Source organism: Agrobacterium sp. 22-3639C2, from assembly GCF_053522105.1.
Map to the genome: position 1 here is coordinate 352,048 of NZ_JBNWDB010000005.1, position 23,934 is coordinate 375,981.

At 55.9% G+C, this 23,934-nt stretch carries 19 protein-coding genes; 15 read left to right on the plus strand and 4 right to left on the minus strand.

The annotated features are described in order from the left end of the window. Nucleotides 1–59: 59 nt before the first annotated feature. Genes ACQZ6D_RS22030 through ACQZ6D_RS22050 form a run of 5 tightly spaced genes read left to right on the plus strand, consistent with a single transcriptional unit; the run spans nt 60 to nt 4,543 of the window. Nucleotides 60–1,100 (plus strand): ABC transporter ATP-binding protein, encoded by a 1,041-nt coding sequence (locus ACQZ6D_RS22030; protein ID WP_111795311.1) that lies wholly within the window; start codon nt 60–62, stop codon nt 1,098–1,100. Beyond that, a complete protein-coding gene (locus tag ACQZ6D_RS22035) occupies nt 1,100–1,954 on the plus strand; it encodes an ABC transporter permease (protein ID WP_060642645.1) in 855 nt (284 codons plus the stop codon). The genes ACQZ6D_RS22030 and ACQZ6D_RS22035 overlap by 1 nt, the downstream gene beginning before the upstream one ends. Beyond that, on the plus strand, nt 1,954–2,817 hold the full coding sequence (locus tag ACQZ6D_RS22040; protein WP_013762394.1) for an ABC transporter permease: 864 nt from the start codon (nt 1,954–1,956) through the stop codon (nt 2,815–2,817). Before ACQZ6D_RS22035 ends, ACQZ6D_RS22040 begins: the two co-directional genes overlap by 1 nt. Nucleotides 2,818–2,864: 47 nt before the next feature. Then, nucleotides 2,865–3,761, plus strand: coding sequence for a glycerophosphodiester phosphodiesterase family protein (locus tag ACQZ6D_RS22045; protein ID WP_112494596.1), 897 nt, complete (start codon nt 2,865–2,867; stop codon nt 3,759–3,761). Then, nucleotides 3,749–4,543, plus strand: coding sequence for an inositol monophosphatase family protein (locus ACQZ6D_RS22050; RefSeq protein ID WP_162248397.1), 795 nt, complete (start codon nt 3,749–3,751; stop codon nt 4,541–4,543). Before ACQZ6D_RS22045 ends, ACQZ6D_RS22050 begins: the two co-directional genes overlap by 13 nt. Nucleotides 4,544–4,633: 90 nt before the next feature. On the opposite strand, the gene ACQZ6D_RS22055 is transcribed toward ACQZ6D_RS22050, so the two are convergent. After that, nucleotides 4,634–5,767, minus strand: a complete 1,134-nt coding sequence (locus ACQZ6D_RS22055) for an ROK family transcriptional regulator (protein ID WP_004431088.1) — start codon at nt 5,765–5,767, stop codon at nt 4,634–4,636. A gap of 293 nt (nt 5,768–6,060) precedes the next feature. On the opposite strand from ACQZ6D_RS22055, the gene ACQZ6D_RS22060 reads away from it, so the two are divergent. The 4 genes from ACQZ6D_RS22060 (at nt 6,061) to ACQZ6D_RS22075 (ending at nt 10,994) form a co-directional block, all read left to right on the plus strand. Further along, a complete protein-coding gene (locus tag ACQZ6D_RS22060; protein ID WP_112651183.1) occupies nt 6,061–7,053 on the plus strand; it encodes an ABC transporter substrate-binding protein in 993 nt (330 codons plus the stop codon). 117 nt (nt 7,054–7,170) lie between these two features. Beyond that, complete coding sequence (locus tag ACQZ6D_RS22065; protein WP_004431090.1) at nt 7,171–8,256, plus strand: ABC transporter ATP-binding protein; 1,086 nt, start codon at nt 7,171–7,173, stop codon at nt 8,254–8,256. Next, nucleotides 8,253–9,938 (plus strand): ABC transporter permease, encoded by a 1,686-nt coding sequence (locus tag ACQZ6D_RS22070; RefSeq protein ID WP_448730055.1) that lies wholly within the window; start codon nt 8,253–8,255, stop codon nt 9,936–9,938. The genes ACQZ6D_RS22065 and ACQZ6D_RS22070 overlap by 4 nt, the downstream gene beginning before the upstream one ends. Nucleotides 9,939–10,037: 99 nt before the next feature. Beyond that, nucleotides 10,038–10,994 (plus strand): hypothetical protein, encoded by a 957-nt coding sequence (locus tag ACQZ6D_RS22075; protein WP_145166883.1) that lies wholly within the window; start codon nt 10,038–10,040, stop codon nt 10,992–10,994. Between the two features lie 32 nt (nt 10,995–11,026). On the opposite strand, the gene ACQZ6D_RS22080 is transcribed toward ACQZ6D_RS22075, so the two are convergent. After that, nucleotides 11,027–12,094 carry a linear amide C-N hydrolase gene (locus ACQZ6D_RS22080; protein ID WP_448730054.1) on the minus strand — a complete coding sequence of 356 codons (1,068 nt, stop codon included), beginning with the start codon at nt 12,092–12,094 and terminating at the stop codon, nt 11,027–11,029. Between the two features lie 138 nt (nt 12,095–12,232). Between ACQZ6D_RS22080 and ACQZ6D_RS22085 the strand changes: the two genes are divergently transcribed. Both ACQZ6D_RS22085 and ACQZ6D_RS22090 read left to right on the plus strand, forming a co-directional pair. Continuing rightward, nucleotides 12,233–13,033 carry a hypothetical protein gene (locus ACQZ6D_RS22085; RefSeq protein WP_448730128.1) on the plus strand — a complete coding sequence of 267 codons (801 nt, stop codon included), beginning with the start codon at nt 12,233–12,235 and terminating at the stop codon, nt 13,031–13,033. A 209-nt stretch (nt 13,034–13,242) separates the two neighbouring features. Then, on the plus strand, nt 13,243–14,193 hold the full coding sequence (locus ACQZ6D_RS22090; RefSeq protein ID WP_111799944.1) for a bile acid:sodium symporter family protein: 951 nt from the start codon (nt 13,243–13,245) through the stop codon (nt 14,191–14,193). Between the two features lie 145 nt (nt 14,194–14,338). Here ACQZ6D_RS22090 and ACQZ6D_RS22095 read toward each other — a convergent pair whose 3' ends face one another. Together ACQZ6D_RS22095 and ACQZ6D_RS22100 are read right to left on the minus strand one after the other, a co-directional pair. Next, a complete protein-coding gene (locus tag ACQZ6D_RS22095) occupies nt 14,339–15,118 on the minus strand; it encodes a 2-keto-4-pentenoate hydratase (RefSeq protein ID WP_112651313.1) in 780 nt (259 codons plus the stop codon). Nucleotides 15,119–15,623: 505 nt separating this feature from the next. Beyond that, a complete protein-coding gene (locus ACQZ6D_RS22100) occupies nt 15,624–17,387 on the minus strand; it encodes an ABC transporter ATP-binding protein (protein WP_026330991.1) in 1,764 nt (587 codons plus the stop codon). A 591-nt stretch (nt 17,388–17,978) separates the two neighbouring features. Between ACQZ6D_RS22100 and ACQZ6D_RS22105 the strand changes: the two genes are divergently transcribed. The 4 genes from ACQZ6D_RS22105 to ACQZ6D_RS22120 all read left to right on the plus strand — a co-directional run bounded on the left by ACQZ6D_RS22105 (nt 17,979) and on the right by ACQZ6D_RS22120 (nt 23,930). Then, complete coding sequence (locus ACQZ6D_RS22105) at nt 17,979–19,250, plus strand: glycosyltransferase family 4 protein (protein WP_448730053.1); 1,272 nt, start codon at nt 17,979–17,981, stop codon at nt 19,248–19,250. Nucleotides 19,251–19,650: 400 nt separating this feature from the next. Then, the gene (rfaE1, locus tag ACQZ6D_RS22110) at nt 19,651–21,111 is read left to right on the plus strand and encodes a D-glycero-beta-D-manno-heptose-7-phosphate kinase (RefSeq protein ID WP_025594985.1); all 1,461 of its coding nucleotides are present in this window, start codon (nt 19,651–19,653) and stop codon (nt 21,109–21,111) included. Next, nucleotides 21,111–22,097 (plus strand): ADP-glyceromanno-heptose 6-epimerase, encoded by a 987-nt coding sequence (gene rfaD, locus ACQZ6D_RS22115; RefSeq protein WP_025594984.1) that lies wholly within the window; start codon nt 21,111–21,113, stop codon nt 22,095–22,097. Before rfaE1 ends, rfaD begins: the two co-directional genes overlap by 1 nt. Nucleotides 22,098–22,253: 156 nt before the next feature. Then, a complete protein-coding gene (locus tag ACQZ6D_RS22120; protein ID WP_173997735.1) occupies nt 22,254–23,930 on the plus strand; it encodes an HAD-IIIA family hydrolase in 1,677 nt (558 codons plus the stop codon). Nucleotides 23,931–23,934 lie beyond the last annotated feature (4 nt).

Below are 23,934 nucleotides of genomic sequence, written 5' to 3' on the forward strand. Positions count from 1 at the left end.
GGGCTGGAAACCGCCAAACGGTCCGGGAGCCTTGGTCGAAACCATGAGGGAGCCTCGCCATGAGTGAACTCGAGATCAGCAATATCAGCAAGGATTACGGTTTGAGCCGGGCGCTTCATCCCGTGTCGATCACTGTCGAGCGGGGCGAATTCGTCACCATTCTCGGCCCCTCGGGCTGCGGCAAGTCCACGCTTTTGCGCATCCTCACCGGCATCAGCCAGCCTTCGGGAGGCGAAATCCGGCTGGGCGGCAAGCGTATCGATCAGGCGCCGCCGGAAGCGCGCGACATCGCCTTGGTTTTTCAGTCCTATGCGCTTTTCCCGCATATGTCGGTTGCCAAAAACCTTGGCTTCGGCCTGAAGATGAAGAAGGTCCCGAAGGACGAGCGCGCGCGCCGCATCGCCCATGCGCTTGAAATCTGTAATCTTGCCGGTCTGGTGGATCGCATGCCGCGGCAACTGTCCGGCGGGCAGCAGCAGCGCGTGGCGCTGGCGCGCGCCATTGTCATGCAGCCAAGCCTCTTGCTGTTCGACGAGCCGCTCTCGAACCTCGACGCCAAGCTCCGCGACACGCTGCGCCATGAACTGACTGAACTTCACCGCCGGATCGGCGCGACCAGCCTTTATGTGACGCATGATCAGGCCGAGGCCATGGCGATGTCGGACCGGATCGTGGTGATGAATGCCGGCCGCGTCGTTGAAGTGGGAACACCGCTCGAACTTTACCGTGCGCCCAAACACGCCTTTACCGCCGGTTTTCTGGGGCAGACCAACCTTTTGCCGGTTTTGGCTGAGGGTAGGCAGGCGCAATTGCCCTGGGAGCAGTCCGTAACGCTGGATGCGACTGCTGCCGGCTCCGCACAGATTTCGGTTCGTCCGGAAAACATCCACATCAGCGCCGACGAGGCGGGTGCCGGCACGGTCTCTGCCGTTTCCTTCATGGGCGCCAATGCGCTCTATACGGTCGAAATCGGCGGCCACCAGATCAAGATCAGCCAGTCCGGTGCGGAAAATCTTATCGATGCGGGACGCAGGGTCGCCTTGCGTTTTCCCGGATCGGTGCATTTGCTCGATGACGGGCAGGCAGGGGAGGCGGCGTGATGCGCGGGGTGCTTCGCGACAGGCGCGCCCAGCTGCTGGTCCTGCTTGCGCCGGGAGTGGGGTATTTGCTGATCTTCTTCGGCGGTCCGCTGCTTTCGGCACTGATCGGCAGCTTCAGGCAGGACGATGGCAGCTTCACGCTGATGTTCTACGAGCGGATCTTCACACGTCCGTCGATGATCCGCGGCCTGACGACTTCCATCTATTACGGTGTCATGCCGGTGATGGTGTCGCTTGCGGCTTCGGTGCCGCTGGCGCTTCTGATCCGCAAGAGCTTTCTCGGCCGCAAGCTGTTCAGCGGCCTTTACAAGCTGCCGATGGCGGTGCCCGGCATTATCGTTGGCCTGATGGTGATCGTCGTTTTCGAAAGGGGCGGTTTTCTCGACCGGCTGGTCGCGCCGCTCGGGCTTGAGTTGCCCAAACTCGTGCGTGACGACTGGGGCATTGGCGTCATTCTCGCCAGTGTCTGGAAGCAGATACCCTTCATGACGCTGATCATCACCAGTGCCTTTGCCGCCATTCCGGAGGACATCCGTTACGCGTCGCGCACGCTTGGGGCTTCGCGGCTGAAGACCTTTCTGTTCGTCGAAGTTCCGCTCGCGATGCCAGGCATCACCGCCGCCATCCTTCTTACCTTCATCGGCTCCATGGGTTCCTACGCCATTCCCGATATTGTCGGTCCGCCCACTGCCCGGCCGCTTTCGGTTCTCATGGTCACGGAGTTCAATCAGGGGCGGTTCAATCAGGTCTATGCCATGGGCATGGTGCTGAGCCTCTTCGCGGTCTCCGTCCTGCTTCTGTATTACTCCCTGACATCCCGCATCGGCCCCGGCCAAACCCGAGGAGACGCATAATGAGCGCCATTGCCCTCGAACCTGTCACCATGACCCGCCGCCGCACCTTCACGCCGGACGACCGGATTTTTGTCTCCATCGGGCTCTTTACCGCGCTGGCGCTCGCTATCGCCGTGCCTCTGGTGCTGATGTTCCTGTGGAGCATTGCCGATGGATGGACGCCGCCTCTGGTGGTGCCGAAGGATTACACCACCACGCGCTGGGCGAGCATTCTTGGCGATGCAAGCCTCATCCAGGCCGCCGTCAACAGCATCCTCATCGCCATCGTCGTGACTTTCTCGACGGCCGCGATCGCACTGCCGACCGCGTGGGCCATGGCCCGTTTTCCCTTCCGGCTGAAACGGCTGGTGGAGATCTTCATTCTGGCCCCCATCATCATTCCGGGGCTGGTCGTCGCTGTCGGCATCGGCCAGGTGTTTCTTCTTTTCGGTCTCGCTTATTCGGTGACCGGGGTCATCCTTGTGCAGATCGTCGGCACGCTGCCGCTGATGATACGGCTGATGACGGCGACGCTCGAAACCATTCCCGACGACCTGATCCATGCCGCCCGTTCGCTCGGCGCGGGAACGGTCGGCATCGTCATCCACATCATCCTGCCGCTTGCGGTGCCCGGCCTTCTGGCCGGTGGCCTGATGTCTTTCATCGGCAGCTTCGAGGAATTCGACAAGTCCTTCATCGTCGGTGCGCCTGTCGTGCAGACGCTGCCGATCAAGCTCTACATGTATCTCGACCCCTATTCGATGCAGATCCCGCTCGCCTCCATCGTCTCCTTCATCCTGCTTCTTCCCGCACTCGTCGTTTTCATCATCGCCGGCCGCATTCTGCGTGACGACCTGATGGCGGCGGGCATGGGGAAAATCTGATCCGGGCAACCCAACTCCGGTAAACGCAACATCCGAAAGTGAAAAAGATGCCTCAAGCCCTTGCAGCCCAACGAAAAGTCTCCAATCCGTGCAACGTTCTCGCCCTCTGCTCGCGCGACAATCCCGCGATCCTCACCATCGCCCATCGTGGGTTCTGGACCGCGACCGCTGAAAATTCGCTGGCTTCGGTTCGCGCAGCGGTCGCTGCCGGTGTGGAGATGATCGAGATCGACACGCAGGCGACGGCCGATGGTCGGCTGGTCGTCATTCACGACGAGACGCTCGACCGCACGACGACGGGGCGGGGGACAGTGAGCGAACTGGCCTTTGATGTCGTCCGTTCCGCACGGCTGAAGGCAGGTGCTGGCGGCGATGCAGCCGATGTGACGGAGGAATGCGTACCGACGCTGGAAGAATTGCTGGAAGAGGCGCGTGGCAAAATCACCGTCAATATCGATACCAAGTTCACCCGTGACCTGCCGCAGGTCATGGAAACCGTACTGCGCCTTGGCGTCGCGGATCAGGTTCTGGTGAAAACCGATATCGATCCTGAAGCCGCGCATTTTGATGTGCTGGATACCCACTGGTTCGGCAAAATCCCGCATATGCCGATGTTTCCGGTGAGAAAGGGCAAGTTTGCCGAGGATCTGCGCCGCATCGAAGCGTTGCGCGCGCCGATGATAGAGGTAAAATTTACCGATATCGCTGATCTGGTCGAAGGCCGCGCCGAAATGGAGCGTCAGAATATCCGCCTCTGGATCAACACGCTCGACGTTTCCCATTGCCTTGATCTCAACGACACGCGCGCACTTTCCGATGCAGAAGGTGTGTGGGGCGCACTGGCGCAGGTCGGCGTCGGTGCAATCCAGACGGATGAAGTCGAGGCCTTCACGGGCTGGCTGAAGGCTGATGCAGGCGAGACGGGCAGGTCATGGACACGATGAACCAGCGCCTCGAGCGTGCAGCCGGCATCATAGAGGAGGCGATGGGTCTTGCCCTTCGCTTTTTCGAAGCGCGCGGCAGCATCGCCACCCGCACCAAGGGTTTTCAGGACTTCGTCTCGGAAGCGGATACCGCGGTTGAAAGGCTGGTGCGCGACCGGCTGGCGGCGGCATTTCCGGGTGAAACCGTTCTCGGCGAGGAGATGGGCGGGATCGCAGATGACGCCTATTGGATCATCGATCCCATCGACGGCACCGCAAACTTCCTGCGCGGCTCACCACTCTGGGGCATCTCGCTGGGCTTCGTGCGCAACGGCGTCCCGGAAATCGGGGTCGTCGCCATGCCAGTCTTCCAGGAGATCTATTCGGCTGCCGAAGGAACAGGGTTGCTGCTGAACGGCAAGCCGCTTGCGCGCGATGTTCCATTTAAGGAAGTGCAGGTGATGTCGCTCGGTGACAGCGCGTCTGCCGATGCCGCGGAGGTGGCGGCGCTCAATGTCGGTTTGAGGCATGCCGGCTGGGTGGTGGAATCCATCCGTTCGACCTCGATTTCACTGGTTTTTGCAGCGCGCGGCATCTTCGATGGCCATCTGCAAAAACTGACGACCATGTGGGACATCGCCGGTGGCGTTGTTCTGGCAAGGGAGGCGGGTCTTGACGTGCGGATTGGAACGCGCGGCGAAACCGGCATTCCCTGGGTTGCCGCCGCAACGCCTGAATTGATGGCCGCGACGGAGACGCTCTGGCCGGAGATCGCGGAATTGGTCCCGGCCGAACTTGCCTGAAATTCCCATAAAAACCGGTGCCGGGTGAGAGATCCAGACACCCGGCGCCTTCCACCGGCACTGGACCGAAAAGCCTCTGATGACTGGTGGTTATGCCCAACCCTTCAGCGCCCGGCCGGAATAATAGCTGGGCGTTGTGGCGCGGTAGATCGGTATGCTGGCGGCACCGAGATGGGGCAGGTCGCTCATCATCGATTTGCGTATTTCAGGCGGCTCGACGAAAAAGTCTTCGCCTAGCATTTCAAGCGAGCCGATGCGCTGGACGATGTGTTCAAGAACCCAGTCGGGTAGCGATCCGCCAAAAATGATGGCACCGGGATCCATCGTCCGGGCAACCGTCAGCGCCAGCAGACGAAGCTGGTCGGTCGCCCTTTCCAGCCAGGCAACCACGGCGGGGTGGTCGCAATAGCTTTCATCAATATCTTTCAAACGCCGGATGCCCACTCCGTGGGCGGCCAGCGTGTCGCAAAGGTCCTGTCCAGAGGGACGTGGATGGGATTTGGGAAACAGGCCGCCAAACTCGCCGGCATTGCCGTTCGTGCCGCGATAGAGATGGCGCTGAACCACAACGGCGCCGCCTATGCCGTATGTCAGCCAGATCATCGCAAAATTGCGGATGCTTCGACCCGCTCCGTAATACAGCTCCGAGAGGATGACGGTATTGCCGTCATTTTCGTGAAAGACCGGGAAATCGAAATAGGGCTGGAAGTCCTTGTCCACGTCGATGTCGCGCCAGCTCTCGAATTGCTTGATGCGAAAGACATGGCCTCGGTCACGTTTGAAGTGGCCTGGAAAGCTGATGCCGCAGCCAAGTACATCCTTCTTTTTGATCTTTGCCTTTTCAACCACCTGTCGGGCGGCCGTCTCGGCCATCTCCATGATATGCTCGAAACTGTGTCCCTCAAGCTCGGACCTGATTTCCTGCCTGATCGTGCCGTTGAGATCGGCCAGGCAGACACGCAGATCGTCCGGGTTGAAATAGACCCCGAGCGTGAAAAGTCCGTTCGGATTGATCTCGATGGCAGTGGATGGCTTCCCCCGTTTGCCGTCGCTGCGCGCTTCCTCGGCTTCCAGGATCAGGCCGGATTCCAGAAGATTGGCCGTCAGGCGGGTGAGGGTCGGTGCGGAAACATCCATCTCGCGCGCCAGTTCGATGCGCGACATGCCTCCCTTGCCGCGCAGGATTTCGAGCAGACGCCGTTCATTGTAGCCGAGGTCGATCAACCAGGTCTCCCACGAGAAGTTAAGTCGGATGATTAGCGCAATTTCAGTGGCTGTGCACCTTGTTTTCCGGAACGTCCTGACTTTTCAGGTTCGCAGATTAAGCGCGGCTGTCTTCAAATGTTGAGTTTTTTCAGACGGATATTGGATTTTTGTATTCAAGATAAATTGCAGCTTGACTAATTAATTTACGTAAAGAAAATAAATAGCAGACGGCGGGTAGCGACACGCAAAATCAATAAGAAGTTATGTCGTACTGCCTTGCCAGTCAGGGAACAAAAAACGGAGCACCCTTTATGCGTCAATCATGCACTATTTTCGCGCGCCTTGTTGCTGGCGCAACTTTCCTTGCCAGTGCGGCTTTCGCCCATGCGGAAGGTACCGTCGTGGTCTATTCGGCAGCGCCGCAGCAGCTCATGGATGAGTTGCTGCCCATGTTTGAAAAGAAGACCGGCACCAAGGTCGAGCTTGTCAAAGCCGGTTCCGGCGAGCTGATGAACCGCATCAAGGCGGAAAGCGGCAAGGCGGCGGGCGACGTGATCTGGAGCGTTGATGGCACCGTCATCGACTTTTCCGCCGACCTCTTCGAACCTTACAAGCCTGTCGAGGCAGCATCGATCAACCCTGCCTTTTCGCCGAGCACCAACTGGGTTCCTTTTACCGCAGTCGTTACGGCCTTCATCGTCAACAAGGAAGCGCTGAAAGGTGCGCCGGTTCCGACATCCTGGGCCGATCTTGCCAAGCCTGAATACAAGGGCCTGATTTCCTCGGCCCGTGCAGATCAGTCCGGCTCCGCCTATATCCAGATGGCGACGGTTTTGCAGGACTTCGACAGTGAGGAGAAGGGCTGGGGGGTCTATACCGGCATTCTCGGCAACTCCGTTCTTTCCACCTCTTCAGGCGCTGTTCCGCGTTTCGTCAATGATGGCGAGCAGGCGGTTGGTATCACGCTCGAAGACGCCGCCCTGCGCTACAAGCTTGGCAGCGCCCCGGTAGAGATCGTTTATCCGAAAGAAGGCACGGCAATCGCGCCTGACGGCATGGCGCTCGTCAGGGGTGCGCCGAACGCCGAAAACGGCAAGGCCTTCATCGATTTCATCGTCTCCAAGGAAGCGCAGGAAGTCGTGGTGAAAGCCGGTCGTCGCTCTGTCAGAACCGATGTTCCTGCCAATTCGGCGCTCGTTCCGCTGTCCGATGTTCCGGATGCGAAATACGACTTCAAGTGGGCTGCGGACAACCGCTCGCGTCTGATGGAAAAGTGGAACGAGATCCTGCTCGACGTCCAGTAAGAACATTGCCGGGGGCGGCGCGTCAGGCAGCCGTCCCCTGCTTACCTCGTTCACAACAGCATTTTCGTTCCGTCCACCGTGGTCGCGTGCCGCGCAGGATATGTCATGGAGCAGCACATGGCCGCCGTAGAAATTACCAGCATCAAGAAAAGTTACCGGGATGTCGTTGCCCTCTCCGACATCAACATCTCTATTCCCTCCGGATCGTTTTTTACGCTTCTTGGACCCAGCGGTTGTGGCAAGACGACCCTTTTGCGTACGATTGCCGGTTTTCACCAGCAGGATAGCGGCAGCATCAGCATCGAAAGACAGGCGATCGAACATGTGCCCGCCCACAAGCGCGATGTCGGCATGGTATTTCAGGATTATGCGGTGTTTCCGCATATTTCGGTGTTTGACAACATTGCCTTCGGTCTGAAACAGCGCAAGGCGTCTTCAGCCGAGATCCGCGAACGGGTCGGCAAGATTCTCGATGTCGTGCAGCTCGCTCCCTATGCCAAGCGTATGCCTCACGAACTCTCCGGCGGCCAGCAGCAGCGTGTGGGTCTTGCGCGCGCACTCGTCATCAACCCGAAAGTGTTGTTGATGGACGAGCCGCTGTCCAACCTCGACGCCAAACTTCGCGTGGACCTGCGCCGGGAACTGCGTGAAATCCAGCAGGCCATGAACATCACCACCGTCTATGTCACGCATGATCAGGAAGAGGCGCTTGCCATGTCCGATCTGGTTTGCGTCATGTATGGCGGCGTCATTCAGCAGGCTGCACCTCCCTGGGAAGTCTACAACAATCCCGCCAACCGCTTCGTCGCGTCGTTCGTGGGCGCAAACAACTTCCTGACGCTTGACCGTGCAGGCGGGCAGACATCCATTTCCGGCCACAAGGTCGCATTGCCGCAGGCGGATGCGATTTCCCCGCAACGGAAGATCGTCGCCGCCATCCGCCCGGAGGCGATTTCTGTCGGTCCTGCCGCGATCGATGGTGACGAGCGCATCGAACTGCCCGTGACCATAAGACTGGTCAGCTTCACAGGGCGTGAGATGAACGTTGCAGCCGTTCTCTCGTCGGGCGAGGAAATCGAGGCGATCACCAAGCCATCGCCTGAGATCATTGCACTGCAGCCCAACCAGAAGACCACTTTCTCCTGGCGCGCGGCCGATGCGAAGCTGTTCGGCGAGGGCGTAACCGGGGAGCGCCTGTCATGACGGATATGACTGCGACTGCAACTCCCGGCGGTTTCCGCCTGCGACTGCCAGGTTTTTGGACAAGCGTGACGGTATTTGCCGTCATCCTGCTGGCGATATTCCTGGTCCTGCCAATTTTCAGCGTCTTCTTCATCAGTTTCTTTGATGCCAAAACCGGTGCGTTCGGTCTCAGCAACTATGCGGAAGTGTTCACGCGACGTTTTTACACCGTCGCACTCTGGAATACGCTTCTGATCGGCGTGCTGGGCATGCTGGGCGCCTGCCTTCTCGGTATTCCGCTTGCCTTTTGCACCTCCCGTTATCGCATAAAGGGGCGCACTTTCATTGCCACCTTCGCGGTTCTGGTTCTGTGCGCACCACCGTTCATTGGTGCTTATGCCTGGATCATGCTGTTCGGTGCCAATGGTGCTGTCACCAATCTCTTGTCCTTCGCCGGCATTTCATTGCCGACGATCTACGGAATCCCGGGCATCGTGATGGTCTTCAGCCTGAAGTTCTTTCCCTACATCTTCCTGATGACGGAGAACGCGCTGAACACCATCAACAAGTCCTATGAGGACGCGGCGGAAAATCTCGGCTGCACGGCGTTCGAGCGTTTCCGCAAGATCACCTTGCCGCTGGTCTTTCCGGCAGTCAGCACCGGCGCGATCATCTGCTTCGTGCTGTCCATCGCCGACTTCGGAACGCCGGCAATCCTCGGCAAGGGCATCAGAACGCTTTCGACCATCGCCTATGCGCAATACACCTCCGAAATGGCCGGTACGCCGACCATGGCGGTGACGATTTCCATGGTGATGATTGCAATTTCGATGGCGGCACTTCTGTTACAGCGGCACATTCTTGCCAAGCGCCGTTACGCCAGTTCATTGACCAACAGGCCGGTAAAGCAGTCCATGCGCCCGTTGAAGTCGTTCATCGTGCACGGCTTCTGCTATCTGGTCGTCTTCATCGCCATGCTGCCATCGCTCACGGTCATCTACACCTCGTTCCTCGCAACCAGCGGTCCCGTCTTTACCGGCGGCTTCGGGTTGGACAGCTATGCCCGTATCCTTCGTGATTCACCGCAGGCGATTGCCAACAGTTTCACGTTTGCACTGGCTGCCGTGGTACTGATTGCGATCGTTTCCGGCCTGCTGTCCTTCATCGTGGTGCGACGCGACAATGCGGTCTCCGGCTCGCTCGATCTTCTGCTGATGGTGCCTTACCTCATTCCCGGCGTTGTCATGGCGATCGGCTACGTCACGACGTTCCGCTATCCACCCTTCGATATCACTGGGACGGCGCTCATCATCATCGTCCTGGTGTTTATCCGCCGGCTGCCCTACGGCGTCCGCTCCACGACATCGATCCTCAGGCAGATCAAGCCGTCCATCGAGGAGGCTGCGGTCAATCTCGGGGCTTCGCCGGCAAAGACCTTCGTGTCGGTGACGGTGCCGCTGATGCTGCCCGGTCTCATCATCGGTTCGCTGATGAGCTTCATAACGGCTATCAACGAGCTGTCCTCGACGCTGATCCTCTACACGGCACGAACGATCACCATGCCGGTTCTCATCTATGTTCAGGTGATTGACGGCGAGTTTGGCACGGCTGCGGCGCTTTCAACCGTCCTTCTGGTCAGCACCGGACTTTGCGTCTTCATCGTGTTCCGCCTCTCGGAAGACAAAGAAGCCTCTTTCGTCTGAAACCATACCATCCCTCACCAAACGACTGCAGGAGCGGCGACATACGTGTCGCCGCCAGCCTCCCTCTGCCCAGCCTCCCTCTGCAAGGAATACACGACGATGAATATCGCGAGCTTTTCGCAATCGAAATACAAGAACGCCGCGACGCCCGGGGACGATGTGGCGCTGATCATACCGGGACGGGTTCTGGCCGTTTTTGACGGTGCGACCGACCCGACCGGTGCAAGTTACGGCGGCTTGAGCTCGGGCCGTATCGCAGCACTTGCTGCCGCAAATGCCGTGGCGAAAATGGGCCTCGATGGCACGCTGGAAACAATTGCCGCGCCCAAACTTTTTCAGAACATCAGCGATATCTTGAAGCAGGAGGCCGAGCGCATCAATGCCAGCCATCCACCGTCGACAACCCTGGCAATCGTTGCCGACCTGGGAGACAGTTTCCGCCTGCTTCTGGCCGGCGATTCCGGTGTGCGTATCAACGGCTCCCGGTTGCTGCAGCATGCCAAGCTTATAGACAAGGTAAGTACATCGGCGCGCATCCTTGTCTTCAAACAGCTTTTTGCCGTTATGGGGGATGGTGATGCAGCCGAGGCACGCACGCGTGCGACCATCTTTTCCGGCCTGCGTTCCGCTGTCGAAAACGGCATCATGACTGCGCAGGAGGCGGAGAATGTTGTCATTGCCGCAGCCCGCATGAGCGGCCTTGAGAGCGATATCGAAGCGGTCGAGGAATTCCTGATGGGAGGAATTCGCGTCCAGCCGCAATTCGCAAACAGGCAGGGACACGTACTGGGATACGCCTCGGTCAATGGCGGAACGGTCATAGAAGATGGGACGGTCGATCTTAGCATCGCCAAGGACAAGCTTGTAAGCCTTGAAATCTTTTCCGACGGTTATCTGTCTCTGCCGGCTGGAACCGATGTCGCTGACTGGGAAGCGGAATTTGACCGCGTCGAGGCGGCAGATTTTCACAAACTCGCCGACTATCCTTCGGTAAAAGGCTCGACAAGCACCGAATTTAGCGATGACAGGACGGTCGTCTGCCTGAATGGCTGGTAAGGGCAGGGTGCGGCGCCGTCGCCGCGGCACTCTCAAAGTCCGAGGAATTTGAAAGGCTTGCTGTCCTTCAGCCTGTCGTTCGCCATGCCGGAGTAAATGTGGATCTGATTTGGCCCCAGGTCGAGTTTCTTCACGGAGCCTGTTTCTTTCGAGACGTCGAGCTTTGTCATGTCTATCCAGAAGATGTTCGGCGTCAAAGCGGATTCGAAGAAATAGAGCTTTCGCTTGTGGTCGATCACCGTGCGCCAGCGCGTTGAAGAAATGTTCGGCTGGTCGGGGGTGGTTATGCCATAGGGCACCGAGACGTTGCGGATGACGCTGAACACGCTGGCGATTGCCTCGACTGGGTCTTCGCTTTTGGGGATTGCATTGGCGTAAAACGCTGCGCGGGCAAATCGGTCCGATGCCCGGTTCGTGCCGGGAAGCATCACCGTGCCCCCGATTTGCGTCCAGTATTCGTTGAGGGCCAGCTGTTTGTCGAAAGTCGGGGAATTGGTCATCACCTGGTATTTGCGGCTGTGGTGAATGACCTGTTTGCCATCGATATATTCAACGATTGCGCTGTCGCCGCTCGCATCCGACAGCGATAGATGCAGCGTTGCGAGACGTTCTTCCCCCGGCACACTGTCCGTCACCACCGTGAAGGGGTTCTTCTCGAGTGCGTTGACGGCCTCGCCGACCGTGGCGAAATTGTCGAGTACATATTGCGTCCATGCCGCAATGGACAGTCCCGGAGACTTGCCATCATAGGCTGGGTAACTCGACTCGACCAGCCAGAGCACGTTGGCGGCAAGGCCAGCTTCGTTCATGCCATCCGTGGTGGAGATATCGTAGCCCGAGGCAATGACGCTTCCGTATTTCGAGGTCCATTTGACCGAGTTCGGCCCGGCCTCCCCAGATCGCTCCATTCCGCGCGGAAAGACCCAGATGTTCGTGCCAACATCTGTTTTCCAGTCCATGGAGCGGGCAGTCATGACCTGGTCGTTTTCACCCAGATAGACGAACCGTGTGCAGGCTTCAGCCACCGATGTCGCAAGCGTGGCAATGGAAAAAACGGTAGCGGTGCAGGCAGACAAAAAAGGAATGGTCTTCAGTCGCATGGTGCATCCTCCGGTGCTCGCGGCGCGATTGCAGCGTATGATAGAAAATCGGACTTGTTGCCGGATGTCAAATCGGTTTACCTTCGGTGCCGGACGGGGGGTAAGCCTTTGCTAAAATTATCTATTTTTTCGACCGTTATGGTTTTTTCCGCAAGCTTGGCCTTAGGTGCGGATGCGCAGAGTTTCACTCCCGCGGGAGTTGATCAACCCGATTGGGCGCTTCAGGTCACGGGCTATTTGTGGGCAACCGGGTTGAACGGCAACATTTCACCGTTCCGGCGTGCGCCGACGCTTCACGTCGAGAAATCATTTTCCGACGTCATGGATGATCTCAACTTCGGGGGATTTGTTAATATCTGGGGGCGGTACGACCGCTTCGTTCTGTCCGGCGACTTGATGTATGTCGACACGACCGACAGCAAGGCCACCGGCCCGTTGCCGGCCCTGCAAATTCCCGCCTTGCCGACGCTGCCCCCGGGGGCGGCCATCAACGCTGATGTCGATACCCAGGAATTCATGGCAACGCTGCAGGCCGGGTATCGGATCGTGGATACCGAAGGGTTCACGCTCGATGCGCTGGCGGGTGCACGCTTCTGGCATATTTCCAACGAGGTTGCGGTTACGGCCAGTCACCCATTGATCGGCAGCGTGTCGGCAACCCATAAGGAAAACTTCGGCTGGGTGGATCCAGTCATCGGCGCAAGGGTATTTTTTGGCGTGACGGACCGGCTTTCACTTCAGGGTCAGGTCGACATCGGCGGATTTGGCGCAGGATCGGATCTGACATGGTCGGCCCTGGCGACGGTGAACTACATCTTTACCGATACACTCTCTGTCTCGGCCGGCTACAAGGTGCTTGATGTCGATTATTCGCATGACGGCTACGTCTTCGATTCGCGGCTGAGTGGCCCTGTTGTCGGGCTGACCTACAGGTTTTGACGGTTTACGCCCGACGCACACCCTGTGCGGTCTACCCGCCTGTGGTTGTGAAGATGCACTTCACCCGCTGCGTCCGCGCTTTGCACTGATGTTTGTTGGGGCTCGTCCTGATCTCATCCGCGCATGGACCACTGACCGTCCCGCGTGACCTTGACACAGCGACCATGCCGACTAGACGGGGATCGAGTGTTCATTGTGGGAGTATAGACATGAAATCGCTGGCAGCCGTTTCGGCTTTCGTGGGAAGAACCTTTGCGGTCTGGGTCATCTTGTTTGCCGTGCTCGGCTTTTATTTTCCAGAAACCTTCAAGCAGATTGCGCCGTGGATCGTTACGCTTCTGTCGATCATCATGTTCGGCATGGGGCTCACGCTTTCGGTCGACGATTTTCGTGAAGTCGTGAAGCGCCCTGTTGATGTCACCATAGGGGTGCTCGGCCAGTTCCTCATCATGCCGTTACTTGCGGTGCTGCTGACCCTGCTAATCCCGATGCCACCGGAAGTGGCAGCAGGTGTCATCCTGGTTGGCTGCTGCCCGGGCGGCACATCGTCCAATGTCATGACGTATCTTTCGAAGGGCGATGTCGCCCTTTCCGTCGCCTGCACGTCAGTGACGACGCTTGCTGCTCCCTTGGTGACGCCCTTCCTCGTGTGGTTGTTCGCCAGCCAGTTCCTGCCTGTCGATGGCTGGGCAATGTTCCTGAGCATCGTCAAGGTCGTGCTGGTCCCGCTGGCGCTTGGAGCCGCCTTGCAGAAGCTGTTGCCGAACGTCGTCAAGGCGGCTGTGCCTGCGCTGCCGCTTGTCAGCGTGATCGGCATCGTTCTGATTGTTTCGGCGGTTGTCGGCGCATCGAAAGGTGCGATAGCCCAGTCTGGACTGATGATATTTGCCGTCGTGGTTCTCCATAACGGTCTTGGATATCTGCTTGGCTATTTTGCGGCGAAGGCGACCGGTCTCTCCCTCGCCAAGCGCAAGGCAATCGCCATCGAGGTGGGAATGCAGAACTCCGGTCTCGGTGCCGCTCTCGCGACGGCATATTTCTCGCCTCTCGCAGCTGTGCCCAGTGCCATCTTCAGCGTCTGGCACAATATCTCCGGCGCGTTGCTGGCCAACTGGTTTTCGGGCCGGGTGGACACGACGGCGACGACGAAAGCCGGATAGGATCGCCGGACGAAGATTGGCCGACGGGGGATGTGAAGCAGCCCGAAGAGGTTCTTCGGGATATGACGCTGCAGGTCCGCAACGCCTCGACCAAAATCGCCATCGACGCGGAAGCACTATCCGCGTCTATGGCGGCAGGCGACGATCAAGAGCATGAAAGTGTGAAAGCCCCGACCGGTTTCATATCGATATAAGTGTCGGCTGCAAGGTTGCTTGTTATTGCACCACAAAGACTGCCGGTGGTGACGATCTGTCCGCGCTTCAGCGTTCCATTTCTATTGAGCTTGGAATTGGCGAAAGCGATGAGCGGGGCGAGTGGATCGGTATTAGGGTGTTTCACCACCGCATCGAAACGGATATCTGTGCCTTCGGTCACCGTCAGATGCGGCAGATCGCCGGTATTGTCGGCAAAGGTATCAACGATTGCCGCGTTGATTTCCGGCCCGAGAACAAATCCGCGATTGGCAAGACGATCCGCCAGAAAAAGCGGGAAGGGAACCTGGTTCTTTTCCACCAGCCGGTAGCCGAGGAGCTCGACGCCGAGGTGCACCGCATCGATATGCTTTAATATATCGGCTCTGCTGAACGGGGACGTCGTTGTGGCAGGAATATCGGAGGCGAGGGTGAAACAGATTTCCACCTCGATGCCTTCAACGTCTCTTCCCGTAAAAGACGCGACGTTATCCTCATCGACGCCATAACAATCGACCATCGGCGCAGCAACCGCGTTCCCGTCCGGCCGGATCGCCAGCTTCCAGCCTCCCACTGTTTTACCGGAAACTTCAACGAAAGCGCGTTGAACGGCCATGGCATCTTCAAGACTACCGGGAACGAGACCATCCGCCTCAATCGTCGCCAGCGGAATTTTGCTGCTGTTCAGGTCTGCTTTCAGAAGGCGCTGGGCCAGTTTTTCGATCGCCGTCATTCCAATCATCATCCCTCATTCTGTCTATTGGCCGAATGCTGTCACGATTTGGCGCTGCTTGCCAAGGCCATCAATGCCAAGTTCGACGACTCTCCGGCTTTCAGGAAGACCGTCGGCTTACTTTCATGGCCGACGCGTGGCGGCATGCCGGTTGTGACGACGTCACCGGGCATGAGCCGCATCGAGCCAGAGCACTAGGTTTTGTAGATTGTCGATTTGGTCCGGGTTCACAAGCCATGGGGCGAGCGGAATCAAGCTTTGGCCGCCGAGTATGGGGCAATCGTGGTTGCCATCCGTCAGGCGAAGGAAGTTTTCGGCAACGTGAGCGTTGCCGCGCCGCTAATAGGGTTGAGCGATGAACGCGTGGTAGATTCTGCCGCTCCTGGTGAGGGCAGCGAGCGATATGGATATCGCGTTGTAATCGGCATAACCGGCCGAAGGTATCTAACGTAACAGGCAAGCTTAATAAGGATCGGGCGGCAATGCCGCCCGATAATTGTTTGACTTAGGCTACGTCCGCATCGAACTGGATGCTGTGCAGGCGTTTGTAGAGACCATCCGTTGCAAGCAGCTCGCGACGGCTTCCCTGCTCGACAACCTGACCATTGTCCATCACGACAATCTTGTCGGCCCGGTTGATCGTGGAGAGCCGGTGGGCAATGACAATCGACGTCTTGTTGAACGTCAACCGCTCAAGCGCGTCCCGAACAAGCGCTTCGGATTCCGAATCGAGCGCGCTCGTTGCTTCATCGAGGATCAATATGTCCGCATCTCTCAGCATGGCGCGGGCGATGGCAACACGCTGACGCTGGCCACCGGACAGACCGGAACCGTTTTCGCCAAGCTTGCTGTCATAACCATCAGGCATGCTCATGATGAAATCATGTGCGTTAGCCGCTTTGGCCGCAGCGATGATTTCCTCATCGGTAGCGTTGTCACGACCGACGGAAATATTGTGCTTCACCGTTCCCGAGAAGAGGAAGGTTTCCTGACCCACGTAAGAAACATGCTCGCGCAGGCTTGCGAAGGACACATCGCGCAAATCCATTCCGTTGATCTCGACCGAACCGCTTTGCGGATCATAAAGACGCATCATGAGGTTGATGATCGTCGACTTGCCGCTGCCGGAAGGCCCGACCAGCGCAGTCATCTTGCCACCCTCGAAGAGGACACTGACGTCCTTCAGAACCGGCTGGTTAGCAACATACTCGAAGCTGACGTTCTTGAGTTCCACATTGCCGCTTGCCTTGGGGAGCGGCTGGGCATCCTTCTTTTCGGCAAGTGTCAACGGAGCGTCCAGAACCTCGAACATCATACGCACGCCGATCATACCGCCCTCGATCTGGACACGCATGCGTGCCAGACGCTTGGCTGGCTCATAGGCGAGAAGCAGGGCAGTAATGAAGGCCATCAGGTCGCCCGGCGAACCACCTTTTTCAAGAACGGTGTAACCGGATACGGCGATGACGACTGCAATGGCGAGACCGGACAGTGTCTCCATGATCGGGCTGGTCGCCGCTTCAAGCTTCGCAATGCCATTGGCGCGTTGCTCGACATCGGATACCGCCTTGTTCATGCGCTGGCGCATCAGCTTTTCAAGCGAAAACGCCTTGATAACGCGAACCCCAATGCTGGTTTCCTGCACGACGTTGACGATCTCGCCGAGCGAAGCAAGTTCCGCTTCCATGATGTGGCGCACACGCCGCAAAACCAGGCGAACACTGAAAATCGCCAGCGGTCCTATGATCATCGAGATCGCGCTCAGAAGGAAATTCTGGGCGAACATTACGATGATCAAGCCGATGAGCGAAAGAAGATCGCGTATAAAGGATGTGACAATGGTATCGATGACGCTACGGGCAGCCTGCGCGTTGTAGGTAACGCGAACGAGCAATTCCGACGATGGCAGGTTCTGAAAGAACGAAACGCCCTGCTTTAGAAGCCTGTCATAGATTTTGCGCTGCTGTTCGGCAACAATACTGTTGCCTGCCTTGCTGAGATAGTAGCTCTGTACGAAGGTGGCGAGACCTTTGACAATGAAGATTGCAGCCACTGCAAACGCGATCTCCAGAACAACGTCAAAACCCTGCTTCAGATAAACACTGTTGACGATATCGCGCATGATCCATGCGCTGAGAGAGGTCGTGCCGGCAACGACAACCATCGCCACAATTGCCGCACTGTACCAACCGACATGTTTTTTGAAGTTCTCTTTGAAAAGCCGCACCAGCAACTTCTTGTCGTTTGGCGACAAAAACGATCCGATCACAGAAATATCCTTATTTGGTGTCGACGCCCACACAGATTCCAAATTGCACATTCAGCTGCATGTTATTCATGCGGGATGGCTTTCTCAGTTTCCACTCGCTGCCGTGCCAAGCTCGATAATCTCTCTCGCGCCCGAGCAAAAATGCGCGAAAGGCTCTGGTAGGTAAAGAGCCCGACTGATTTGAGACCACGCCAATAAGCCTAGCGATCTAAAGTGTCAACATTGAGCGTTGATGCGGCCATGAAAAGGCGTGACCGGAAGATAAGTAAGGATGAGCGAATATCGTTACTCAGAGCAACAGATTGGGAGGAACTGTGCCTGACGAACCCGCAATGTACGTCTACAAGGCGCTGGCAATTCCAAGTGCGGCATCTTTCCAACTGTAATGTGGCTCCGGGCGTTTGACCGGCTGCGTGATTGACAAGCTGGCTGGCTAAAATCTATATCGACGCGAAGTCGCGAAAGCTCTCGCCTGAAACGTTCTGGCTTATTGGTGAACGGTGCATTATCCCATTCACTGATTGCAGGAGAATTTTTAGTTGCATCCCCGATGACCGTCGTCGGGCCAGTTCAAAGCAGGCAGGTCAGTGAATGTCCGATGTATTTTTTGATTTATCAGAACTGTATTTGAATTCCGGTGTGAAATTCAAATATTACGGTATAGCGCGAACCGTAATGGAAGTTGCATACGAGCTTACAAAGCTTGATGCGTCCATTCGATACGTCATATACTCACCGTTGCATCGGCGTTTCTTTGAGGTTTTCCCACGCGTAGGCGATGCGTCTCCAACGGGCGTACTTGATCCGAATATTCCTTCTTCGGCAACGCCTTTGCGCCTTCGTCAAAATTTATATGATAAAAACGCCATTAAAAACGCGCTTTACCGGATTCTGCACAAGATCGTTCAGCATCGCAACAGGAAGCGCTGGGCTACCGTTCCCGTTGGGGCGGTTAAGGATGTAGACCTCGACGGGCAAATCCTGATTGCGCTCGGGCGTCCGAAGATAATGTCAGACTATCTGATGGCTCTCGCTGAAAATGGCACCAAGCCGATTTTCATCCCGCTTCTTCACGACATGATCCCCTTGCATGATTTCACCCATCGAAATCAGTTTTCGTTCCCGAGAAACTTTATTTATGACAATCAGGTGGCGATCACGGCTGCGTCTATGGTTCTGACCAACTCGGAGTTTACCGCGTCAGAAGTCCGGCATTTTTCGGAAGCCGGGATTTTGCCGGCCGTGTCATCTGTTGTTGCCGTTCCCTTATGTCATGAATTGCGCCCGACTAACGAGCCGGTTGATAAACATGGCCCGGAAAAGCCATATCTCTTATGCGTGGGTATCTACAACGGACGGAAAAACCTTGAGTGCGTCGTCGAAGCGATGCTCTCCTTGCATCAACGGGGCATTCAGGTGCCTGAACTCGTCTTGGCGGGTGCGCGGCGTAAAAGAGTGGAAAAATTTCTTAAAAAAGAGAAATTTGCGCCGCTATCCGGAAAGTTTCATTTCGTTTTCAATCCCAACCAGGCGGAATTGCGCGCGCTGTATGAAAAGGCTTATGCGCTTCTTTTGCCCAGTCGAATGGAAGGCTGGGGCCTGCCGGTAAGTGAAGCATTGTGGTGTGGAACGCCGGCTCTGGCTGCAGATGTTCCTGCACTCCGAGAGGCAGGGGGAGATTTGGCGCGCTATTTCGATCCAGAAAGACCGGAAGAACTAGCGGGTCAGCTTCAGAAGCTTCTGGAAAAACCTGCTGAATATTCGGAATGGAAAAAAACTATCGAGCTTTCCCGTCCACAAATGCGGACCTGGAAAGATGTTGCGCAAGGAATTCTTGAGGCAATCAAACCCGTACGCTCTTGATACGGGCAAATATGCTCAAGAATTATCAGACCCGTTTAAATGCAATGCTGCCCGGGGATAATGTTTTCCAAGGCATATGGTAGACCTTTTTTTCGATGTTCGTGATGGTTTTTTGGGCGTTACGGCCAATATGGTTGGCCTTTTGCTTTTGTGAATTTTCATTTACGACAAGCAAATGTTCGATTCATCGAGGTTGAAGGGTAGCTGTAAAAATTGTGATAATCATGCCCTTTTAAATGTCTTAAGCGCAATTGGGGCACATTGGGCAGCTAATTCGATTCAGTTGAATCGTCTCGGGGGCGATGGCGGTTCTGCAATTTGCAGAGCAGTTGAATTGGGCATTCCGTTTTGCGTGTGTTGTGGCTCACGTGTAGGACAGCGACAGGATGAATAACTGGTGATGTTGGACTATTTGAGATTTTCTGAAGTTAAGGTTCTCTGCATTGGCGATGTAATGCTGGACTGCTTTATTTCCGGCGATGTCGGCCGCATTTCCCCGGAAGGCCCGGTCCCGGTTATGTGCGCGCGATCAGAGGAATATTTTGCCGGTGGCGCAGCTAACGTTGCGCGCAACATATCTTCTCTTGGAGCAAGTTGTACATTGCTGGGAGCGGTGGGCAAAGACAACAATGGCAGCAAACTGCTGGAGTTGCTGAACAATGTCCATGGCGTTTCGGCGCCCTTCGTGACATTGGATGAGCGCCCGACAACTATCAAGACGCGTTTCCTCGGTCACGGCCAGCAAATGTTGCGCGTTGATTTTGAGGATGCCTCTCCGATTTCCCACGAGGAAGAGGATCGTGTCATCTCTACTGCGCTTTCCTTGATCTCATCTCACAGCGTTGTCATTTTGTCGGACTATGCCAAAGGTCTGTTAAGCGAAAGGGTTGTGAAAGCAATTATTGCTGCGTGCCGGACTGAGGGAAAACCGGTCATTATCGATCCAAAAACGTCTGATTTTACCCGCTATGCAGGTTCCGCGATTGTAACACCCAATCAAAAGGAAACGCAGGCCGTAACGGGTGTATGGCCGGATACCGATGAGGAAGCTGAATTGGCTGGCGAGTTGATCCTGTCGCGCTTCGACATCGAGGCGGTCCTCATAACGCGAGCGGAAAAAGGGATGACCCTTGTTGAGCGAGGCCATCCGCCTTTCCATATTCGCACGGAAGCTAAAGAAGTGTTCGATGTCGTTGGTGCTGGCGACACGGTAATTGCGACGCTCGCCGTTGGCCTGGGCTCCCAAACTTCACGTGCCGATGCAGCACGAATTGCAAATGCAGCTGCTGGCATCGTGGTTGGTAAAAAAGGTACGGCAACTGTTTCTGCTGCCGAACTCCGAGATGCCTTGTCTCACGACACCTCGTCGGGGGAAGTCAGCCCTTCGGACAAGCTTTTTGACAGGCAAGATGTCCAGGCGCTGGCAGAGGATTGGCGGGGCGATAATCTGAAGGTCGGCTTTACGAACGGTTGCTTCGATATCCTGCACGTTGGCCACATCAGGCTTTTGCAGTTTGCGAGGGATAATTGCGATCGTCTGATCGTTGGCGTTAATGCAGATAGCTCGGTAAAGCGGCTTAAAGGTCCATCGAGACCGATAAATACCGAACTGGATCGCGCCGAACTTCTGGGCGCATTGGCTTTCGTCGACGCGGTGGTGGTGTTTGACGAAGACACACCGCTTGAACTCATTAAGACGATACGCCCGAATGTGCTGGTTAAGGGGGCGGACTATACGATCGACAACATTGTTGGTGCGGATGTCGTGATGGCGGATGGCGGCAAGGTCGTTACATTCGAAATAGTGCCCGGAAAAAGCACGACGGCGACGATTGCGCGCAGTAAAAAAGAGGCAGTTTGATGTATATTGTAACCGGAGCTGCTGGATTTATCGGGTCCAACATTGTCGCTGATTTGGAGGCGGCGGGTCTGGGGCCGATTACCGTCGTTGACTGGTTTGGCCGTGGCGATAAGTGGCGCAATCTCGCAAAGCGTAACATCGCAGCTTATGTGTCACCCGAAGGACTGCTCGACTATCTTCGCAGCATTAAAGTGGATGTGAAAGCCGTCATACATATGGGCGCGATTTCCGCCACCACGGAAGCTGATGTAGACAGACTGATCGAGCTGAACATCAACTATTCTGTAATGTTGTGGGACTGGTGTGCTGAGCATGGCGTTCCTTTCATTTACGCGTCTTCCGCTGCGACCTATGGCGGCATCGAGGAGGGGTTTGATGACGACGAGGCTGCATCGGCACGCGCCTCTCTTGCACCGCTGAATGCCTATGGCTGGAGCAAAAAGACGACCGATGATATTTTCATCGAACGTGTTGCGCGTGGTGAGAATGCCCCTCCGCAGTGGGCTGGCCTAAAATTTTTCAATGTTTACGGGCCAAATGAATATCATAAGGATGATATGCGCAGTGTCGCCTGCAAACTCTTTGACGTCGTGCAGGCCACCAACGAGGTATCCCTGTTCAAGTCTTATCGACCTGATATCGAACATGGAGAACAGCGTCGGGATTTCGTATATGTGAAAGATTGCACATCGTTCATCTTGTGGCTTTTGAACAATCAGAAATATAGCGGGATCTTTAATTGTGGATCTGGCAAGGCACGATCTTTTGCAGACATCGTTCATGTCATGGGCGATCTTCTCGGCAAGAAGCTGAATATTAATTTCATTGAAATGCCGGAGGCGATCCGCGGTAAATATCAGTACTTTACCGAGGCAAATATGTCGAAAGTCGCGTCAATCGGATATAACGGCCCCCAATCGTCGCTTGAAGAAGGGCTTGACGATTACATCAATTCGTATCTAAGCCGCGAAGACAGATATCGCTAGCAGTAGGCATAATTGATGCGAAAAGACTGTATGCGCTCATATGAAGCTGGATTGAACACCCTCAAAATCGCAACCGCTGAATGGCGTCCTTCGAAAACGGATTTGGATAGCTATCACTCATGTCAGCCAAACCAGTCTGGTTAAGGATAATTCTTGATGACACAGCCGGGCTTCGAATCCGCTCAGAATGAGTATCTGAAACTCAAAAAATGGCTTTTCGAAGCGGCGCTTCCACTATGGTCCTCGGTTGGGCGAGATGATGTGAGTGGTGGCTTTTTCGAAAAAATCGATAGAAGCGGTGCTGCCGTTGAAGTGGCGAGAAGAACGCGGGTCGTTTGCCGTCAGATCTACAGCTTTTCTGCGGCTAAGAGAATGGGTTGGGCCGGCGATGCTGAAGGGGTGGTTCAGCACGGATGGGACTTTCTTCAACAGCACTGTTTTAATGCGGACGGTTCCCTGATTACCACGGTCGATTTGGCGAGTGGGGTCAGGAATACGTCATTCGATCTATATGACCATGCCTTTGCGTTGTTCGGTCTGAGCTATGCTGCTGACACGCTTGAAAACGAGGACACCATTGCCGAAGCCGCGCTGCACTGTCTCGAGGCGATGATCGCGGGTTGGAAGCATCCGGCCTCAGGTTTTGAAGAGGCCGCGCCGCCTATCGTGCCTCTGCGTTCCAATCCGCATATGCATCTCTTTGAGGCGTTTCTTGCATGGATGGAAAATCCTTCGGTAAAAAAGCCTGAACGCTGGCTGTCGTGCCTCAATGAAATAGGCGAATTGTGCCTGTCGGCATTTATCTCGCCTGAAAACGGGGCTCTTCGTGAATATTATAATCACGACTGGTCGGTAATGCAGCACCACACCCTGGCGCCAATCGAGCCGGGGCACCAATTCGAATGGGCATGGTTGCTCACGCGATGGGGTAAGATGGTAGGGCGGAAAGACGCTCTTATCGCTGCGCGCAAACTCGTGGAGATTGGCGAAAAAGGTGTCGATGAATCCCGTGGTCTTGCGCGCAATGGTCTGAATTTTGATCTGACACTCAACGACAAAGCATTTCGTCTGTGGCCACAGACTGAGCGGATCAAAGCTTGGCTTATGATGGCCGAGACGGCGATAACTCTCGAAGATAGAGAAGTGGCATACGCAAAGGTTGCTGAGGCGGCCGGTGCATTGCAGGGTTTTTTCAAGGGAGTTCTACCCGGCCTTTGGGTGGATCGTTTTCACGAAGATGGTACCGCAGTCGAGGAGCATGCGCCCGCGTCGTCTCTTTATCATATCGTCTGCGCTGTCGAAGAAATGCACAGATTGCTGCAGCCTTATACCGAAAGCGTACCCGCGCTTTTTTTAGATCGAGATGGCGTGATTATCGAAGACACGGGATATCCAGGTAAGATTGAGGACGTCCGACTTATCCCTGGGGCAGCGGAAGTTATAAGTTCTTTCAGAGACCGGGGATATCGGGTATTTGTCGTAACAAACCAGTCTGGCATCGGTCGCGGTTATTACGATGATCTCGACTATATCATTTTGCGGGCTCATATTGGGAAGTTGCTTCACGAACAAGGCGCATCTATTGACGATGAACGCCTCTGTCCTTTCCACGAGAATGCCACGATCGAAAAATACCGGGGTGATCACTATTGGAGAAAACCCTCTCCGGGAATGATAGAAGATATCATCATGCGATGGAACGTGAATCGGGAGCGCAGCGTTCTCATCGGCGACAAGGTGTCGGATGTTGAGGCTGCTGTTGCAGCCGGTATTCAAGGCGCGTTGTTCTCCGGAAAAAACTTGTTTGATTTTGTTTCAAGCAAAAAACTCTAACGTC

Bases quoted from the DNA above. Each gene is read 5' to 3' on its own strand.
- ACQZ6D_RS22030 (WP_111795311.1), top strand. From the start codon at position 60: ATGAGTGAACTCGAGATCAGCAATATCAGCAAGGATTACGGTTTGAGC.
- ACQZ6D_RS22035 (WP_060642645.1), top strand. From the start codon at position 1,100: ATGCGCGGGGTGCTTCGCGACAGGCGCGCCCAGCTGCTGGTCCTGCTT.
- ACQZ6D_RS22040 (WP_013762394.1), top strand. From the start codon at position 1,954: ATGAGCGCCATTGCCCTCGAACCTGTCACCATGACCCGCCGCCGCACC.
- ACQZ6D_RS22045 (WP_112494596.1), top strand. From the start codon at position 2,865: ATGCCTCAAGCCCTTGCAGCCCAACGAAAAGTCTCCAATCCGTGCAAC.
- ACQZ6D_RS22050 (WP_162248397.1), top strand. From the start codon at position 3,749: ATGGACACGATGAACCAGCGCCTCGAGCGTGCAGCCGGCATCATAGAG.
- ACQZ6D_RS22060 (WP_112651183.1), top strand. From the start codon at position 6,061: ATGCGTCAATCATGCACTATTTTCGCGCGCCTTGTTGCTGGCGCAACT.
- ACQZ6D_RS22065 (WP_004431090.1), top strand. From the start codon at position 7,171: ATGGCCGCCGTAGAAATTACCAGCATCAAGAAAAGTTACCGGGATGTC.
- ACQZ6D_RS22070 (WP_448730055.1), top strand. From the start codon at position 8,253: ATGACGGATATGACTGCGACTGCAACTCCCGGCGGTTTCCGCCTGCGA.
- ACQZ6D_RS22075 (WP_145166883.1), top strand. From the start codon at position 10,038: ATGAATATCGCGAGCTTTTCGCAATCGAAATACAAGAACGCCGCGACG.
- ACQZ6D_RS22080 (WP_448730054.1), bottom strand. From the start codon at position 12,094: ATGCGACTGAAGACCATTCCTTTTTTGTCTGCCTGCACCGCTACCGTT.
- ACQZ6D_RS22085 (WP_448730128.1), top strand. From the start codon at position 12,233: ATGGTTTTTTCCGCAAGCTTGGCCTTAGGTGCGGATGCGCAGAGTTTC.
- ACQZ6D_RS22090 (WP_111799944.1), top strand. From the start codon at position 13,243: ATGAAATCGCTGGCAGCCGTTTCGGCTTTCGTGGGAAGAACCTTTGCG.
- ACQZ6D_RS22095 (WP_112651313.1), bottom strand. From the start codon at position 15,118: ATGACGGCGATCGAAAAACTGGCCCAGCGCCTTCTGAAAGCAGACCTG.
- ACQZ6D_RS22105 (WP_448730053.1), top strand. From the start codon at position 17,979: ATGTCCGATGTATTTTTTGATTTATCAGAACTGTATTTGAATTCCGGT.
- rfaE1 (WP_025594985.1), top strand. From the start codon at position 19,651: ATGTTGGACTATTTGAGATTTTCTGAAGTTAAGGTTCTCTGCATTGGC.
- rfaD (WP_025594984.1), top strand. From the start codon at position 21,111: ATGTATATTGTAACCGGAGCTGCTGGATTTATCGGGTCCAACATTGTC.
- ACQZ6D_RS22120 (WP_173997735.1), top strand. From the start codon at position 22,254: ATGACACAGCCGGGCTTCGAATCCGCTCAGAATGAGTATCTGAAACTC.